The organism is Paenalkalicoccus suaedae, from assembly GCF_006965545.2.
Taxonomy (GTDB): domain Bacteria; phylum Bacillota; class Bacilli; order Bacillales; family Salisediminibacteriaceae; genus Paenalkalicoccus; species Paenalkalicoccus suaedae.
This window is the reverse complement of the sequence record NZ_CP041372.2, coordinates 3167271-3184841: the sequence shown is the minus strand read 5'-3', so window position 1 is coordinate 3184841 and position 17571 is coordinate 3167271. Positions and strand designations below refer to the sequence as shown.

Below are 17571 nucleotides of genomic sequence, written 5' to 3'. Positions count from 1 at the left end.
AAAAAAGCAACTGTGCACAAGTTATTAGTTACCGCCGGAATGGCTGTATTAGGAATTTTATTTTTACTTCCGTTTGTTTGGATGTTGTCCTCCTCGTTTAAACCGGAAGGTGATGTATTAACTTATCCGATTGAGTGGATTCCTCAAACTTGGAATGCAGTAGAGAATTATCGAGAAGTTTGGTTTGGTCGTAGCTCATTTGCTTTATACTATTGGAATTCTATTAAAGTCACGCTCTTAACAACATTTGTATCAACAGCCTTTTCGTGTCTAGCAGCATATGCGTTTGCAAAGATGACGTTTAAAGGGCGAGATTTACTCTTCATGCTCGTGTTATTAACCTATATGATTCCACCTCAAGCAATTGTGGTGCCGCAGTACTTACTATTTTCTTCAGTTGGATTAGTAGATTCGCACTTAGGACTGATTTTACTCAATAGTTTTAGTGCATTCGGAACCTTCATGTTGAGACAATTCTTCTTATCTATTAATGACTCTATTATTGAATCAGCTAAGATTGACGGCGCGGGAGAATTCCGAATTTTCTTTAAAATTGCTTTACCACTTGTCGTTCCAGCACTAGCTACGTATTCCATTTTACGATTTATATGGACATGGAATGACTACCAAAATCCACTGATTTTCTTACGATCAGAGGAGCTTTATACGATCCAAATCGGTATTTATCAATTCGCTGATTCACATGGCGCCATCTATTCGTTGATGATGGCAGCGGCAGTATCCTCAATTATTCCATTACTAATCGTATTTATTATTGGTCAAAAACAAGTGATCGATGGCATCTCATTAGGTGGAGTTAAGGGGTAAAATAAACATAACGGAGGGGTTCTAAATGACAAGTATGAAAAAGAGTTTACACCTAACATGGATGGCGGCACTAACATTAGTAGTAGCTGGTTGCGGTGGTGGAGACAATGAGGGAAACGCTCCAGCTGAGGGAGAGGCTAATGGCGCGACCGAAAGCGAAGAGCAAGTAGAGCTAAACCTTTATACATGGATTAACGAAGAGAATGGTAACTGGCAAGCAACAATTGAAGCATATGAAGAAGCGAATCCTAATGTAACAATCAATATGAATACGTTGGTCGAAAATATGGATGCGCGTGATTACTACCAGCAGTTAGATTTATTGGCTTCGTCTGGTGAAGAACTTGATTTAATCATGTTGTCTAGTTCACAGGATTTATCTAGACGAGCGTCACTTGGGATGTTTGCTCCTTTAAATGAATACTTTGAAGAAGAAGGAATTGATATTGACGAAGAATACAATATGGGGGCAACTCCTTCTGATGACGAAGGGAACTATTTTGGATTGCCTATGAAGTACAACACGTACCTTGTCATGATGAATAAAGATCACTTAGATGAAGCGGGTCTTGAGATCCCGACTGATTGGACGTGGGATGACTACCGAGAGTATGCAAGTGCGCTAACGGAAGACGGGAGATATGGTTCCTATTTCCATACGTGGGATACTATTTGGAACGTGACGTATTTACTTAGTAAAGAAAGTAACAACCTATTAATTCAAGAAGACGGTAGCTCTAATATGGAAGATCCGGCTATTGAGGCATCCCTGCAACTACGCTATGACTTAGAGCAAGTTGACCAATCGTCAGAGCCGTTTGCTAATGTTATTTCTCAGGACTTAAACTATCGTCAGCAATTTTTCCAAGGAAGTGCAAGTATGGTTCCAATCCCAAGCTTTATGGTAACAGAGTGGGGTGGGCATAGCGCGGAATTCCCAATAGCTTGGGCGCCATGGCCAAAAGAAAATGCAGACGATCCACAGTATCGATATGCATCATCAGATAGCATAGCTATTGGTAATCAATCAGAGAATAAAGAAGCAGCATATGAATTTATTAGGTGGATGTCAACAGAAGGAATGCTTGAGCAAAATAAATCGATTCCTGCTTGGAGACAGACTGATTTAGAAGAGGTTGTTACAAATCTTGCTAGCACAACAGACAATCCAGAAGCCATTCACATTGAATCGCTCTTGCACGTATTAGAAACAGGAGAAGAATCTGAGCAGTTCTTACCCCCAAGCTACATGGGCGAAGTTTACTCAGCTTATGGTACTGAGGTACAACGCTATCTACTAGGTGATCAAGATATTGAGACGACGCTTGAGAATGCTACACAAGAAGTACAACGAACAATTGATGCAAACAATTAAAGGAACGAATGCTGGGGCAAGGGAAATTATTCTATTGCCCCTTTCTTTTAAACAACGTAAGGTGAATAGTAGGTAGACTGAAAATAGTCTAAATTTCGACATTTAAAAAAGGTCGATCATCTACTATAAAAATGGGGTGCAAGTGATGGAGATAACAACACGATCATGGAGAGATTTATCATTACGAAGTAGGATTATTCTTTCCTCCATCATTTGTATTTTATTACCTATTATTTTGTCGTTCATTTTAATGAATGTTCGTATTCAAAGTGATTTAATGGACCAGGCTGTTGCGCAATCGCAAAATACTCTGAACACGCTTGATATTCAAGCAACAACCTATGTAAATGATTTTTTATATTTATCAAACTTCTTAACGTTTAGCGATGAGACGAAGTCTGTATTAAATCGCAATTTGATTAGAAGTGAAACAGGTACTATTACGAGAGAATTAAATGCGTTAGATCACCTTGAAATAACACGGACAATGGAAGATGTGGTCAATCTACTCTCGCCCGCCTATATCACGATCGTACTTCAGAACGGATTTATCTACACAAACTATCAGATGGAGGAGTCCTTAGCATCTAACTGGATAGACGCGTTTGAACAAAAAAGAAACAATGACTATTTTAATGTGGACTGGGTAGGCGTCCATGAGAACTATGTGACGAATCAGCAGTCGAGCTATCCATATGTGATATCGATCTCTCGAGTGATTAATTTATCAGAACGTGCTAATGCGTTGCTAAACATTAGTATGCGCGAAGAGCCAATTCAAACCCTTCTAAGTGAAGCTACCATTTATCCAGACCAAGAGCTTTTTGTTGTTGATTCGGATGGGCTTGTTATCTCTCATAGTGAGAACAGAGCGACGATGACGCCATTTTTATACGCCGAAGCTCTAGATGAAGGTCATATATCTACTGTTTTTACGGAGCAACGAAAAGACTATTTAATGGTGCAAAAGCCGTTCTCATACGGGAGTTGGCGGTTAGTCAGTCTCGTGCCTGTAGATTCAGCTACTAGCAATATTCAAGCGGTGACAGGGAATGTCCTTAGCTTTTTACTATTTTTCTTCCTTGTATTCCTTGTACTCCTTATTTTTATGATTCGCGTGATGACACATCCACTCGCAAGATTGAATCGTGTGATTAAGGAAGTAAAGAAAGGAAATTTAAAGGTCCGGTCAGGAATTAAAGGTACAAAAGATATCGAACAGCTAGGAGAGTCTTTTGATCTAACACTTGATATGGTAGAGGACATGATTTTGCAAGTAAAACGTGTAGAGAAAAATAAACGGAAAGCAGAGCTTGAACTATTACAAGCGCAAGTTAATCCTCACTTTCTATTCAATATACTAAATTCGCTACGACTAAAAATTATGCTTAACGGAGATAAAGAAAGTGCAAAACTTATTCAATCTTTATCGCTTCTTTTACGGATGACAATTAATCGAAGTAATGAATTTGTTTCACTTAAAGAAGAAATAGAACTTGTAGAGCACTATCTAGATTTGATGAACTTTAGAAGTAAATCAAACATTAAACTCGTAAAGCATCTTGAGAACGATACGTTAGCCATCTTTGTCCCACGATTTTTACTACAGCCGCTGATTGAGAATTCGATTAATCACGGATTTGATGATAAAAGTGGCACGATCATGATTGATTCAGAGCTTCGTGAGGCAGATATGGTGATTCGAGTCATGGATGACGGGAAAGGGTTTGCCAAAGAGGATTTAGCTCTGATTCATCATAATTTGTTAGGTATCACACAAACAGAAGAGAATAATCAACAAAGGCGCTCCTTCACTGGGATTGGTATTAAGAACGTGTATCAACGGCTTCAATTCATGTATGGAGAAGAGCTACGCGTATCGATCGACAATCGAAAAGAAGGCGGCACAGCAATTACTATTTCCATTCCGATTAAAAGGGAGGCTTAGCATATGTACAAAATCATTCTTGTTGATGATGACTACTACGTACTGGAATTTTTAAAGACAATGGTTCCTTGGCAAAGCCTAGGATATGAAGTAATTGGTGTGTTCGAGGATGGTGATAAAGCTTTAGAGGTTGTAAAAAAATCACATGTCGATGTTATCATGACCGACATTGGTATGCCTAGACTAGATGGGATTTCACTCATTAAAGAGGCAAAACAGCATCGGGAAGGAATCCATTCAATCTTTCTAACTTGTTACGATGAATTTGATTATGCACATCAGGCGATCAAGCTTAATTCATTTGAATATGTCTTGAAAGAGAAAATGGATACGACGATGATTACCGATATCGTATCTAGATTAAAAGATGAGATGGACAAGAAGAAACAGAAAGATAGGGAACTTTCCAATATCCGCTTTCTTGTGAAAGAGAACCTCACTGTGCTTCGTGGTAGGCTGCTTGACCATCTCATGCGAAAGCCTCCAGCGATAGTGAATGATTGGATTCAAAAGCACAAAGCGGATTTGAATTTGGACCTGTCCATGACTCACTGCACTCCAGTACTTGCATTTGTTGATTCCTATGAGGCGCTACTTACAGATGATTCTTATGCATTCTCTGTAGAAAATATTGTGATGGAAACGATCAATCAGTACGGAAAAGGGTTCTGTTTATTTGATAAAGAGGACAAATTTTATCTATTTTTTGACGAGATAACGATCTCTAAAAAAGTGCTACTTCAACGAATTAGTGATAATTTAAATACTTTTATGAATGTAACTATATCCGCCATTATTGGACAACATTGCGTATTCCCTCATGAAGTCTCGTTAGAGTTAGCTACCCTACAACAAGCTGAAGAACAGCGCTTTTATTTAAAGCAAGGTGAAATAGATGAAAGAAAGTCTTCCTCTTCGTTAGGCGCTACCATTTTTGAGCAATTACGTCATACGAATAGTGAGCTTAAAGAATTGTTGTTACTAGAAGACAACCAGAAGCTTCACTCATGGCTAGAGATTCAATATGCGATTATAAATGCAAATCAATTTTCAGCAAAACAAGTGAGGAATTGGGCGCACAGCTTCCTTTTAGACATCGAACGAACGATTCAAATGATGCAAGAAGACAAGGAAGTATTCCGATTAGAAAATGAATCTAATGAGGTTCTTCACGTTAAGACAATGTGGAGACTATATGAAATCTTAAAGAATGCAATAGCCAAGGCTGCCGAGATGGTAAAAGATATTCATCGTCATTCATCTAAGCCAGAAATTGTGAAAGCAAAAAAGTATGTCATGTTACATCTAGATAAGAAGATTACGTTAAAGGATGTCTCGGAGCATCTGCACTTAAACCCGAGCTACTTTAGTAGGTTGTTTAAGCAACAAACAGAGATGACGTTTATCGACTTTGTCAATAAAACAAAGATCGAACGTGCAAAAGAACTCATGGATCATTCGCAGGAAACGGTGGAATCAATTTCAGACATGCTCGGTTTTGAGAGCAAAAGCTATTTTTTAAAGGTATTTAAGAAATATTACGGAGCAACTCCAAGTCAGTATAAAACGATACAGCGATAAACGTAATAGGAAACGTTTAAAACGATAATTTTTAGTTGAATAAAAAGGAGAGTTCGAATGCTATATCCTATTTTTACGGAGACAAGAGGCGTACTAAATTTAGGTGGAATTTGGGAGTTTAAGCTTGATGACGGTCGAGGATTAAAAGACAAATGGTTTGAACAAAAACTAACAGATACCATACCAATGGCAGTCCCAGCCTCGTTTAATGATATAGGTGTGAGCGGTGAAATTAAGAATCATGTGGGAGATGTATGGTATGAAACCGAAATAACCATTCCCAAGGTTTATAAAAATGAACGACTAGTTCTGCGTATTGGAGCAGCTACTCATAAAGCTAGTGTTTATGTAGATGGCGTTTTTGTTGCAGAGCATAAGGGCGGCTTCTTACCGTTTGAAGTGGAGCTCTCATCTGATAGCGAGAAGGCTAAACGTCGTATTACGATCGTTGTTAATAATATTATCGATGATTCGACACTTCCTGTTGGAGTTTATGAAGAAGAGGAAGTCGAGGGTATTGGGAAAGTTGTTCGTAACATGCCGAACTTTGACTTTTTTAATTATGCAGGCTTACAACGACCGATCAAGCTCTATACGACACCTCGTTCCTATATAAAAGATATCGAGCTTGTACCACAGGTTACGACTGATGGAGGTCTCCTTTCTTACCGTGTTTCAACCGTATTAGAGTCAGTGGAAGAAGACTATCTTGTAGTGGCGCAACTGATCGATGAAGAAGGAAAGAACGTTGCGACAGGAGAGGGATTACAGGGTGAGATGTCGGTAAGTGATCTACGTCGGTGGGAACCACTTAACGCTTATTTATATACATTTAAAGCCACTATCATGAAGGGCGAGCAGCTTATCGATACGTACGAGGAGCCTATTGGATTTCGATCAGTAGAAGTACGGGATGGCAAGTTTCTCATTAATGATAAACCGTTCTATTTTAAAGGCTTTGGAAAGCATGAGGATTCTCCGATTGCGGGGCGTGGCTTTAACGAAGCTGTTAATGTGATGGATCTCAGGTTAATGAAGTGGATGGGGGCAAATTCGTTTAGGACGGCACATTACCCTTACTCAGAAGAGCTCATGCGTCTTGCCGATCGTGAAGGCATTGTAGTCATTGACGAAACGCCAGCAGTTGGCGTCCACTTAAACTTTTCAGCAGCTTCTGGTGGTTTTACGAAAGAAGACAGCACATGGAGTCGTATAAAAACATTTGATCATCATAAAGATGTGCTTAATGACATGATAGCTCGCGATAAAAATCATGCGTGTGTCGTCATGTGGTCAGTTGCAAACGAAGCGGCTACGGAAGAGGAAGGTGCTTACGAATACTTTAAACCTTTAGTGGAGCTTACGAGAGAGCGTGATCCTCAGTCGCGACCAGTTATGATTGTTACATTTATTAAGTCCACGCCAGAGCTTGATAAAATAGCTGATTTGATTGATGTACTAGGATTCAATCGCTACTATGGCTGGTATGAAAATAGTGGAGAACTGGATGTTGCCAAAGTAAGGTTAGCTGCTGAATTAGCTGCCTGGGAAAAGCGTTGCCCCGGAAAGCCAATGATGATGACAGAGTATGGTGCTGATACGATTGCTGGTTATCACGAAATCGTGCCAACGATGTTTACGGAAGAATATCAATCGGACTACTTAAAAATCAATCATGAAGTCTTTGATCAAGTACCAACCTTTATTGGGGAGCATGTTTGGAACTTTGCAGACTTCGCTACAAGCCAAAACGTTCGCCGGGTAAATGGAAATAAAAAGGGCGTTTTCACAAGAGAGCGTAAGCCTAAAAATGCTGCGCATGAGCTCCGTAAACGTTGGACTGCGATTGATGATTTTTACTATAAAACGTAAATTTTTCAGGGGAAGATCGACTAACTTACGTGCAATAAACGAATATAAGAAATCAAAAAGCTCCCGTTATACCAAATAAATGAATATAGTTTGTTAATTGAATCAACTAAGTAGTATAATTAAAAACAATTGAAAGCGTTTTTATAAAACTACTTTTCGAAGGAGTGACACACGTGATTACAGACGATTTTTTACTGTCGAATGAGGTGGCGCGTCGCTTGTACCATGAGGTGGCGAAGGATTTACCGATTATCGATTATCATAATCATTTGAGTGCGAAGGAGATTTATGAGGATAAGAGCTACGCGTCGATCACGGAGCTTTGGCTCGGTGGTGATCACTATAAGTGGCGTGCGATGCGTGCGAATGGCGAAGCGGAGCGATTCATTACTGGTGATGCCCCTGATGAGGAGAAGTTCCAGGCATGGGCGCGCACGGTACCGAATACGCTCGGCAATCCTCTGTACCACTGGACGCATCTTGAATTAACTCGTTTCTTTGATTACAAAGGGCTACTATCTGAACGCACGGCGGAGGATGTGTTCAATCACACGAACACTTGCGTTCAAAGTGGCGAGCTGTCGGCTCGGCGCATGCTCGAGATGCAGCGCGTGGAGTTTGTTGGGACGACCGATGATCCGACCGACGATCTTTCCTACCATCGTAAGCTACAGGAGGAGGGCTACGCGGTTACTGTCGCTCCTTCCTTCCGCCCGGACGTGGGACTCGCGATTGAGGCCGACACGTTCATCGATTGGATAGAGCGACTTGCCAAGGCTTCTGGCGTAACAATCAACACCTATCACGATCTTCTTGCTGCGTTAGAAAATCGGGTGGCGTTCTTCTCAGAGAGTGGGTGCAAGGCATCGGATCACGGCATAAACGAGATGGTTTACGAGCAGGCAACAGAAGAAGAGGTAGCAACGATTTTTGACGCGCGACTTAAAGGCGCGAGCCTGACTGAAAGCGACGTTCGTAAATTTAAAACCGTCACGCTCCAGCAACTAGCGATGCTTTACGAACGAGAAGGTTGGGTCATGCAACTACACATTGGACCGCTTCGCAATAATTTCACAGCAAAGCTTCATACGATAGGTCGTGATGCAGGCTTTGATGCGATTGGAGATGCACCGCTTGCAAAGCCATTAAACGCCTTCTTAGATTCATTAGCTAGCAGTGGTACACTGCCTAAAACAATTCTGTACACGCTTAATCCTCGTGACAATGTGATCTTAGCAGCAACAGCCGGCAACTTCCAGGAGGAAGGCGTTCCTGGCAAAGTACAGGTCGGAACGGCTTGGTGGTTTAACGACCATCACGATGGAATGCTTGACCAAATGAAGACGTTAGCGAACGTTGGGCTTCTGCGTCACTTTGTGGGTATGCTCACTGATTCACGCAGTATGCTGTCGTTTACGCGACATGAATACTTCCGTCGCATCCTTTGTGACTTGCTCGGAACGTGGGTTGTGGAAGGCAAAATTCCAAACGATCAAGAGCTTTTAACCGAGTATGTCGAAGGAATTTGTTATCACAACGCTAAACACTATTTTCAGCTGACAAAAGAGACGATTTTACGATAACGATAGGAGTGAGAAGGATGGAGATGAGCTTTCGCTGGTACGGAGAGGACGATCCAGTCACGCTTGAGCAGATCAGACAAATTCCAGACATGGAGGGGATTGTATCCGCGATTTACGATATACCCGCAGGAGAGGTGTGGCCGGTTGCGCGCATCACAAAGCTCAAGGGGGAAATCGAGGCGCACGGCATGCGTTTAAATGTAATCGAGAGTGTGCCTGTCCATGAGGAAATTAAGATGGGGTTAGATTCACGAGATCAGTGGATTGACAATTATAATGAGACGATTCGAAACTTGGCGAAAGCAGGTGTGAAAACGGTTTGCTATAACTTTATGCCTGTGTTTGACTGGACGCGGTCAGAGCTTGACGCATCGCTACCGGACGGATCGAACTCGCTTAAATACGACGAAGCAACGGTCACAAACTTGGATCCACTAAGTGGGGAATTGACGCTACCAGGCTGGGATTTATCCTATCAAACGGATGCGCTTCAATCGATTATGAATCAATATCGCTCCATCACAGAGGATCAGCTCATGGACAACCTCATCTACTTCTTAGAGCGTGTTATTCCAGTTGCTGCGGAGGAAGGTGTATTCATGGCCATTCACCCTGATGATCCACCATGGGGCATTTTTGGACTTCCTCGCATGATGAAAAATGTTGATAGTGTGCGTCGCATGCTGTCAGCGGTCGATGACGTGCATAACGGGATTACATTCTGTACAGGATCGTACGGAGCGAATCCGGACAATGATTTAATCGAAATTATCGAAGTGGCTAAAGGGCGCATTCACTTTGTCCACGCGCGCAACGTCAAGTGGACAGGCGAGAAGTCCTTTCAAGAGACAGCGCACTCTATTAACGCAGGCTCCCTCGACATGATCGGCGTGATTCAAAAGCTCGTTGCTGATGGCTATACGGGACCAATTCGTCCTGACCACGGTCGCATGATTTGGGGAGAAACAGGACGCCCAGGCTACGGTCTATACGATCGTGCACTTGGCGCAACCTATTTGAACGGTATCATCCACACAGCAAGAGGGTTAGGGGTGAGTTCATGACAGTTCCATTTCACGTAAACGTAAAGGATAAAGTCGTTGTCATAACTGGTGGCTCCGGCGTACTTGGATCCGTCATGTGTAAGGCATTAGCCGAGCTTGGCGCTAAAGTGGCGATCCTGTCACGGCGCAAGGAAGCGAACGAAGAAATTGTGCGTGAGATTCGTGAAGCGGGCTTTGAAGCGAGCGGATTTATCGTCGATGTACTCGATGTACAAAAGCTCGAGCAGGTTAAGCAGGAAATCACTGAGCTATATGGGAGCTGTGACATTTTAATCAATGGAGCAGGAGGCAATGATCCGAAGGCAACTACATCAGAAGAAAAGATGACGATGGATAGCTTAAATAAAGGCGACGCTCAAACGTTCTTCGATTTAGATCCCGATGCCGTGGAGTGGCTGTTTCGCCTAAACTTTATTGGAACGCTCCTGCCTACGCAAGTGTTTGCAAAAGACATGGTAGGGAAGAAAGGCGCAACGATTATTAATATTTCCTCGATGAACGCGTTTCGTCCACTCACAAAAATCCCAGCCTATAGCGGAGCGAAAGCTGCTATTAGTAACTTTACGCAGTGGCTCTCCACGTACTTTGCGGACGTCGGCATTCGCGTAAACGCGATTGCGCCAGGTTTTTTCTTAACGGCACAGAATGAAAAGCTGTTGATGAACGAAGACGGATCCTACACGGAGCGCGCTGAGAAAATTTTAAGCCAAACACCACAAGGGCGCTTTGGAGAGGCAGAAGAGCTGCTCGGTACGCTGCTCTGGCTTGTTGATGAATCGTCAAGCTTCGTAAACGGGATCGTTGTACCTGTGGACGGCGGATTCTCTGCCTATTCAGGCGTGTAGGTTAAATGATAGAAGAAGGAGGAATGAACGCATGCAAATGCTTACGATATTAAACGAAATGGCAGCTCATAAACTCGCTGTTGTTGTACGAGGCAACACAGTAGACGAAGCGGAGCAAACTGCCGCAGCCTGCTACCGAGGCGGCATCCGCGTGTTAGAAGTCACATTTACGGTACCGGGAGCGGATGAGGTCATGAAGCGCCTCGTGAAATCGTACGACGATGCGATGGTCGGAGCGGGAACAGTTCTTGACGCAGAGACCGCCCGCACGGCCATCCTCGCTGGCGCACAGTTTATCGTCAGCCCAGGGTTTGACGAAGCGACAGCGAAGCTCTGCAATCGCTATCACATCCCTTATTTACCGGGCTGTATGACGATTACCGAAATGCTCACCGCAACAGAATACGGTGCGCAAATCGTTAAATTATTCCCTGGCCAACAATTTTCTCCCGAATTCATTCGTAACGTCAAAGGCCCGCTCCCACACATGAACATCATGCCAACAGGCGGCATTAATCTGGATAACATGAACGAGTGGATCGATGCAGGCGCAGTCATGGTCGGGGTCGGTGGCGAGATCACGAAGGGCGCAAAGACAGCCGATTTTGACGCCGTCGAGGCCGAAGCCGCTAAATTCGTCCAGAAGCTAAGGGGGGCGTAGCATGGCACGAGTCGTAACCTTAGGCGAGATGCTCATGCGCCTGCAAACGCCTGATCGGGGCAAACTCTCGCAAGCCTCTACGTTTAACGCCTACTTCGGAGGAGCCGAAGCAAACGTCGCTATCGGGCTAAGCCACCTCGGCCACGACGTCCGCTACGTGACTGCACTCCCCTCCGGAAATCCGTTAGCCCACGGGATGAAACAACACCTGCAACGAGCGGGCGTCCACGTAGATTGGATTTACGAGGGCGGTTCACGTATTGGGGCGTATTATATAGAAGAAGGATACTCGTTAAAGGCAAGTTCTGTCGTCTATGATCGCGCGCACTCTTCGGTATTGGAGCTCGCGTCTGTGGATGTTGATTGGGCGGGGTTGTTTGCGGATGTCGACTGGTTTCACGTTTCCGGTATCACGTGTGCGCTCTCAAATGAGCTACATACGTTTGTGAAGGTGGCGATGCAGGAGGCGCATGCACATGAAGTAAAGGTGAGCTTCGATTGTAACTACCGAAGTAAGCTATGGTCCGCGGAAGAGGCAGGCGCCGCTTATTTAGACGTGTTGCCTTATGTAGATCACTGTTTTGCAGGGTGGAAGGACTTTGCATGGTTGTTTAAGTGGGAGGCAGAGGGTGAGACATATGAGGAGCAGTTAAAGGCCTATTATGATCGTTTACGCGATGAATATGGCGTAGCATCGTGTGCGTCCACGAAGCGTGAGATCGTTGGTAACAACCGCCATGAGCTCCGCGGCTACTTTTATGATGGTACCGAGTTAGTTGCTGGGGAAACAGTAGCGTTTGATGTCATCGACCGTATTGGTGGCGGTGATAGCTTTGCCGCAGGGGTATTGCATGGAATGAGCGGTGGAGATGGGATAGATGCTAATACTATCATTGAGTTTGCGGTCGCCTACAGCGTCCTCAACCACTTCGTCCGCGGCGACCAAAGCGACTACACGGTAGCAGACGTAACACAATTCATACAGAACCAGTCCGGCGACGTCGTAAGATAGACGCCGGGCTTTTTGGTGTGGGGAGGTTGGCGGTAATGACAAAGTGGCGAGAGGTTATGACAAAATCAGGTTGAGTTATCACAAAACGAGGAGCAGTAATCACAGAACCAGGCTCAGTTATCACAAACCGAGAAGCAGTTATCACAAATTCCATACGAGTTATCACAGCTCAAACGCTGCACCCACTTTATCCATCCCATAAACCAATCGAATCAACTGCCACTCAACGCGATTAACCCCAGGTATTCCCGCGCAGCACGGCAGTTTATTCATCCTTTTTCTGGATAATTTGCACAACATGCTCGCAATTTTGCACAAACCCCAAGCATTTTGTCACAGGGCACTCCGATTTCAGCACCACCTCTCGGCATTTAGTCACAACGGCATACAAATTCAGCACCCCCACCTAAATTCAGTACAACTCCAAATCTACCACTCCCATCACACAATTTCGTCACTTTACTTTCGTCAGTAGATTAGCTATGATCAATTTGGGTGATGTAGATGGGGGACAACCAAAAGCGTATTGAATTGCTTCTTACGGCAAGCTGGGGCGTTGCGTTTATTGCAACATTAGGCTCTCTATTTTTTTCTGAAATAAGAGGATTTATTCCTTGTGAGTTGTGCTGGGCACAGCGGATTTTTATGTATCCGATGGCGATCACACTCGCGATTGCGACGGTGAAAAAGGACGCGACGCAGGCCTACTATGCACTACCGCTTGCGGTTATCGGAGCAGGGATATCCACGTATCACTATTTGCTACAAAAAGTACCGGCACTCCAAGAGACGAGCAACATCTGCGGGATCGTGCCATGTAATGCGCAGTACATAAACTATGCTGGATTTATTACAATTCCATTCTTAGCGTTAACGGCATTTATACTAATTATCATTCTGCTAGTTTATGTGATTAAGCTATCAAAGGAGCCAAACTAATTATGAAGAAAATACTTCTATTCGGTGGTATTATTGTCGCGATATTTATCGCGCTCACAGTTGTAACATCACAGCAAAATCAACAGGCAGCGGAGGGGAACCCGTTCGGCTTAGACACGCTCGAGCAGGAGACAATCGCACAGCTCGATGATCCACTCTACCAAAATATCATTCTACCGACTGAGCTTGAGCAGCGTCTAGAGGAAAATGGGGAGGCAACTGTTTACTTTTACAGTGGTCAGTGTGCAATCTGTAACGAAGTGTCGCCTTATCTCATTCCAAAGGCAGAAGAGATGGGCGTCGACCTAGAACTCTTTAACGCGCTAGAATTCGGCGATGAGTGGGGCACGTACGGAATTGAAGGGACACCGACTGTTATTCACTTTGAGGACGGACAGGAAGTCCAACGCATCGTAGGTGGACATACAGAAGAGACGTACGAGCAGTTCTTCCAGCAGGTCGTATTAGCAGAATAACGAACACAAAAAAGCAGGCTCTCCACAAGGAGGTCCTGCTTTTTAACATTCTTACTACGTAGCCTGAGGAAGCTTAAAATAAAGGTTCATGAAGTTTGCAACCGCGTTATTCTCGTGAGAATCAATGAGCAAATCAGCTTCGACCTTTACTGCAGGAGGCGCGTTTTTGACCGCAATACCTAAGTCTGCCACTTGCAGCATGTCGATATCATTATAATAGTTACCAAATGTGATCGTCTGCTTCATCGGTACCTTCAGTTCTCTCGTCAAATGCTCGAGCGTTCTTCCTTTACTCGTATTGGCTGCATGGATATCGATCGTCTGTGGACTGCTTGCGTAAATTGACCACCGTGGAAAAGCTTGAACAAGCTCGTTCCAAACGGGTAACAACTCCTTTTCCTCCACCATTACCGTTGTTTTAGCAATGGAATGAAGAGGAGAAGCGGGCGATAAGACATGAATGTGAAAGTCCTTGTTGGAGCGGTACCATTCATAGCGAGTAATCGTGCCTTCATCTACATGAAATGCCCCATCTGCAAGCACGTGGAAATGATACTCCTTTTCTCGCAAATAGTGAAGAAGCTCCTTACTGGACTCACTCGAGTAAGTGCGAGTAAAAATGGGACGATCGCTTCGTGGGTCATAGAGGCAAGCGCCATTATACGTAATGACAGGTAAGTCAATCTCGAGCTTCTCTAAAATAGGCTTCGTCATCATGGGACTGCGACCAGTTGCAACAGTAAAATAGTGACCAGCGTCTCGCAGTGCTCGCACCGCTTCTACTGTCGCATCAGTCACATTCCCATATTCATTTAAAAGCGTGCCGTCAAGGTCTGATACAAGCAAATGTCGATGCATGATCGTGCCTCCTTCCGTTTTACTGAGCAGCGCGAAGGTTCGCTGTGTCTGCTCGTTTCTGTAAATAGCGAGTAAGTAGCTCTGCCGACAACACCATAGCAAAAATCACAAGCGTCACTCCGAGAACTTGATCGTAGGCCATAACGCGTGAGGCGCGAACAAGCTCCCAACCGATCCCACCGGCTCCAACTACACCTAACACAGCCGAGTATCGAATATTAATATCAAAGCGGAAAACAGACCAAGAGATAAATATGCTCATAATACTTGGAATAATACCTTGCATAATAATTTGTACTTTAGAAGCACCTGTTGCCTTTAGTCCATCGATAATGCCCATATCAATTTCTTCGATTGCCTCCGCGTAAACCTTCACGAGCATGCCGATGCTATTGACTGCAAGAGCTAAAATACCGGGAGTTGGACCGAGACCTACTGCGATAATAAATAGCAATGCCCAAATCAGTGCTGGCACGGCGCGTACGAAAGCGGCGAATCCTTTAACCGCATAGCTGATAGAGATATGTGGAGCAAGATTTTTAGCTGCGAGCATAGCAAGCACGATGGAAAAAATGATGCCCCAAAGCGTGCCCATAACAGCAATTTGTAACGATTCCACTGCTGCACCAAACACATCAATAGGCTCGTTTAACGTTGGTGGGACCATAATTCCTAAAATATGCTGAACGCGACCAAATGCATCAAAAATAACAGGATCAATGATGCCTACCTGCAATAAACTGAAAACGAAAAAGAGGAGAAACAAGCTGATATAAATGTAGCGAGTAGATCGCTTATAGTGCGTGTGCATTAGATAATCCGCTCCCTTATTTTAGCCGTCGCAAACTCAACAGCAAGAATGAGACCAAAGATCATGAGAATTCCAACGACTGCTCGATCATATTGGAACAAGTTTAAGTTCCCTTGCAGAGCATATCCAATACCACCAGCTCCAATTAACCCAAGTACAGCAGCCTCGCGAATATTTAAGTCCATTTTGTACAAGGACCATGCTACAAAGCCAGACTTAAACTGTGGCCAAACCGCCTGCCCCATGATTTGAAACCAGTTAGCACCAGTTGCACGAACGGCATCGACCTGTTTCTCATCAATCTCCTCAATCACATCCGCAAACGCCCGACCTAAAATACCAATACCAGAGATCGCTAGCGCAAGCGTTCCAGCAAGTGTCCCTAAACCGAAAGCAACGACAAGCACCATCCCTAAAATAAGCGCAGGCACAGCACGCAAGAAGGCAACAATAGAGCGACTCATAAAGGCAATGGACTTATGAGGAGTTGTATTCGATGCAGACATAAACGCAAAAAATAACGAGGCGATAACAGACAGCACCATCCCAGCAAAACTCATATAGATCGTCATGATCGCCGGACTTAAATATTGAGGAATAGCAGTAAAATCTGGACGAAGTAAATTCTCCACAATAAATCCTGTCATACTGATTGGTCCGTAGTATAAAATAGACAAACTAAAACCTGTCCCGTACCAGCTCCATCCAACTAAAAGCAATAAAATACTCCATATGACAAGGTGAGACTTCATGACATATTTTTTACGCCTTGATAGCTCCGCGTAATAATCAATAGAAGGACTCTGTTCCTCTGTTTTAACCTTCAGCTCCCGAGCAAGAGATTCCACTTGGATACGCCCCCTTATTTTTTATAGTATAGGTAGTCAATAATGCCATCCGTAAGCTCTCTCGGAGCCCCATCAAATACGACCTCACCCGCTTTAATTCCGATAATACGGTGAGCAAACTTTTTCGCAAAATCCACTTGGTGAAGGTTAACAATAGACGTCAGCCCGTCTTCCTCACACACTTGTTTTAAGTAGTTCATCACATTTTCAGACGAAGAAGGATCAAGACTTGCGATTGGCTCATCCGCGAGCAGTAAAGAAGGCTCCTGAATAATAGCGCGAGCAATCCCAACGCGCTGTTGCTGACCACCTGAAAGCTCATCTGCACGTTTGAACATATGCTCCTCTAGACCAACACGACGAAGCACCTCAAATGCCTTCTCCGTATCCTCCTTCGAAAAACGACCAAAGCTACCCTTCAACGTCGGCATATAGCCTAAACGCCCGTGCAACACATTATGATACGTCTGCGACCGCTTAATTAAGTTGAAATGCTGGAACACCATCCCAATTCGGCGACGAATCTCGCGAAGTTCCTTACCGCGAGCACGCATCACATCCTGCCCCTCAAACACAATAGACCCAGCAGTCGGCGTATTTAACCGATTTAACGAACGCATAAACGTACTCTTTCCAGCCCCACTAGGACCGATAATAGACACAAGCTCCCCCTTTTTGATCGTAAGCGAAATGCCCCTAAGCGCCTGCGTGCCGTCCGGGAACGTCATCTCTACATCTTTTAGTTGTAAAACCGCATCAGACACTTCCTCTGGTCGATCCGTAACAGCTGACATAGTCGTTTGACCCATCATAAACACCCTTTCCACCACAAATTTGTCTCACCGATTGAAAAAAGAAATGCTGCATCAA

Annotated in this window: 16 protein-coding genes; 12 read left to right on the top strand and 4 right to left on the bottom strand. The window is 44.1% G+C overall.

What is annotated here, in order from left to right:
• Positions 1–39 precede the first annotated feature (39 nt).
• The 12 genes from FLK61_RS16645 to FLK61_RS16590 all read left to right on the top strand — a co-directional run bounded on the left by FLK61_RS16645 (position 40) and on the right by FLK61_RS16590 (position 14184).
• On the top strand, positions 40–828 hold the full coding sequence (locus tag FLK61_RS16645) for a carbohydrate ABC transporter permease (RefSeq protein WP_176011281.1): 789 nt from the start codon (positions 40–42) through the stop codon (positions 826–828).
• A gap of 25 nt (positions 829–853) precedes the next feature.
• On the top strand, positions 854–2203 hold the full coding sequence (locus FLK61_RS16640) for an ABC transporter substrate-binding protein (RefSeq protein WP_176010481.1): 1350 nt from the start codon (positions 854–856) through the stop codon (positions 2201–2203).
• Between the two features lie 145 nt (positions 2204–2348).
• The gene (locus FLK61_RS16635; protein WP_176010480.1) at positions 2349–4151 is read left to right on the top strand and encodes a sensor histidine kinase; all 1803 of its coding nucleotides are present in this window, start codon (positions 2349–2351) and stop codon (positions 4149–4151) included.
• A gap of 3 nt (positions 4152–4154) precedes the next feature.
• Entirely contained in the window at positions 4155–5732 is a 1578-nt protein-coding gene (locus tag FLK61_RS16630; protein WP_176010479.1) for a response regulator transcription factor, read from the top strand.
• 57 nt (positions 5733–5789) lie between these two features.
• Positions 5790–7604 carry a beta-glucuronidase gene (uidA, locus tag FLK61_RS16625; protein ID WP_176010478.1) on the top strand — a complete coding sequence of 605 codons (1815 nt, stop codon included), beginning with the start codon at positions 5790–5792 and terminating at the stop codon, positions 7602–7604.
• A gap of 164 nt (positions 7605–7768) precedes the next feature.
• On the top strand, positions 7769–9187 hold the full coding sequence (gene uxaC / locus FLK61_RS16620; protein ID WP_176010477.1) for a glucuronate isomerase: 1419 nt from the start codon (positions 7769–7771) through the stop codon (positions 9185–9187).
• 17 nt (positions 9188–9204) lie between these two features.
• Positions 9205–10251 (top strand): mannonate dehydratase, encoded by a 1047-nt coding sequence (locus FLK61_RS16615; protein ID WP_176010476.1) that lies wholly within the window; start codon positions 9205–9207, stop codon positions 10249–10251.
• Complete coding sequence (locus FLK61_RS16610) at positions 10248–11096, top strand: SDR family oxidoreductase (RefSeq protein WP_176010475.1); 849 nt, start codon at positions 10248–10250, stop codon at positions 11094–11096. Before FLK61_RS16615 ends, FLK61_RS16610 begins: the two co-directional genes overlap by 4 nt.
• Positions 11097–11127: 31 nt before the next feature.
• Positions 11128–11757, top strand: a complete 630-nt coding sequence (locus FLK61_RS16605; protein ID WP_176010474.1) for a bifunctional 2-keto-4-hydroxyglutarate aldolase/2-keto-3-deoxy-6-phosphogluconate aldolase — start codon at positions 11128–11130, stop codon at positions 11755–11757.
• Between the two features lies 1 nt (position 11758).
• On the top strand, positions 11759–12769 hold the full coding sequence (locus FLK61_RS16600; RefSeq protein ID WP_176010473.1) for a sugar kinase: 1011 nt from the start codon (positions 11759–11761) through the stop codon (positions 12767–12769).
• A gap of 504 nt (positions 12770–13273) precedes the next feature.
• The gene (locus tag FLK61_RS16595; protein WP_176010472.1) at positions 13274–13708 is read left to right on the top strand and encodes a disulfide oxidoreductase; all 435 of its coding nucleotides are present in this window, start codon (positions 13274–13276) and stop codon (positions 13706–13708) included.
• A gap of 2 nt (positions 13709–13710) precedes the next feature.
• Positions 13711–14184: a thioredoxin family protein gene (locus FLK61_RS16590; RefSeq protein ID WP_176010471.1), complete on the top strand. Its 474-nt coding sequence runs from the start codon at positions 13711–13713 to the stop codon at positions 14182–14184.
• 54 nt (positions 14185–14238) lie between these two features.
• Here FLK61_RS16590 and FLK61_RS16585 read toward each other — a convergent pair whose 3' ends face one another.
• From FLK61_RS16585 to phnC, 4 genes are read right to left on the bottom strand one after another with little or no spacing between them, the layout of a single operon-like run.
• Positions 14239–15042 (bottom strand): Cof-type HAD-IIB family hydrolase, encoded by an 804-nt coding sequence (locus FLK61_RS16585; protein WP_176010470.1) that lies wholly within the window; start codon positions 15040–15042, stop codon positions 14239–14241.
• 19 nt (positions 15043–15061) lie between these two features.
• Positions 15062–15853 carry a phosphonate ABC transporter, permease protein PhnE gene (gene phnE, locus FLK61_RS16580; RefSeq protein WP_176010469.1) on the bottom strand — a complete coding sequence of 264 codons (792 nt, stop codon included), beginning with the start codon at positions 15851–15853 and terminating at the stop codon, positions 15062–15064.
• The gene (phnE, locus tag FLK61_RS16575) at positions 15853–16701 is read right to left on the bottom strand and encodes a phosphonate ABC transporter, permease protein PhnE (protein ID WP_176010468.1); all 849 of its coding nucleotides are present in this window, start codon (positions 16699–16701) and stop codon (positions 15853–15855) included. The genes phnE (FLK61_RS16580) and phnE (FLK61_RS16575) overlap by 1 nt, the downstream gene beginning before the upstream one ends.
• Positions 16702–16715: 14 nt before the next feature.
• On the bottom strand, positions 16716–17513 hold the full coding sequence (phnC, locus tag FLK61_RS16570) for a phosphonate ABC transporter ATP-binding protein (protein ID WP_249777621.1): 798 nt from the start codon (positions 17511–17513) through the stop codon (positions 16716–16718).
• Positions 17514–17571 lie beyond the last annotated feature (58 nt).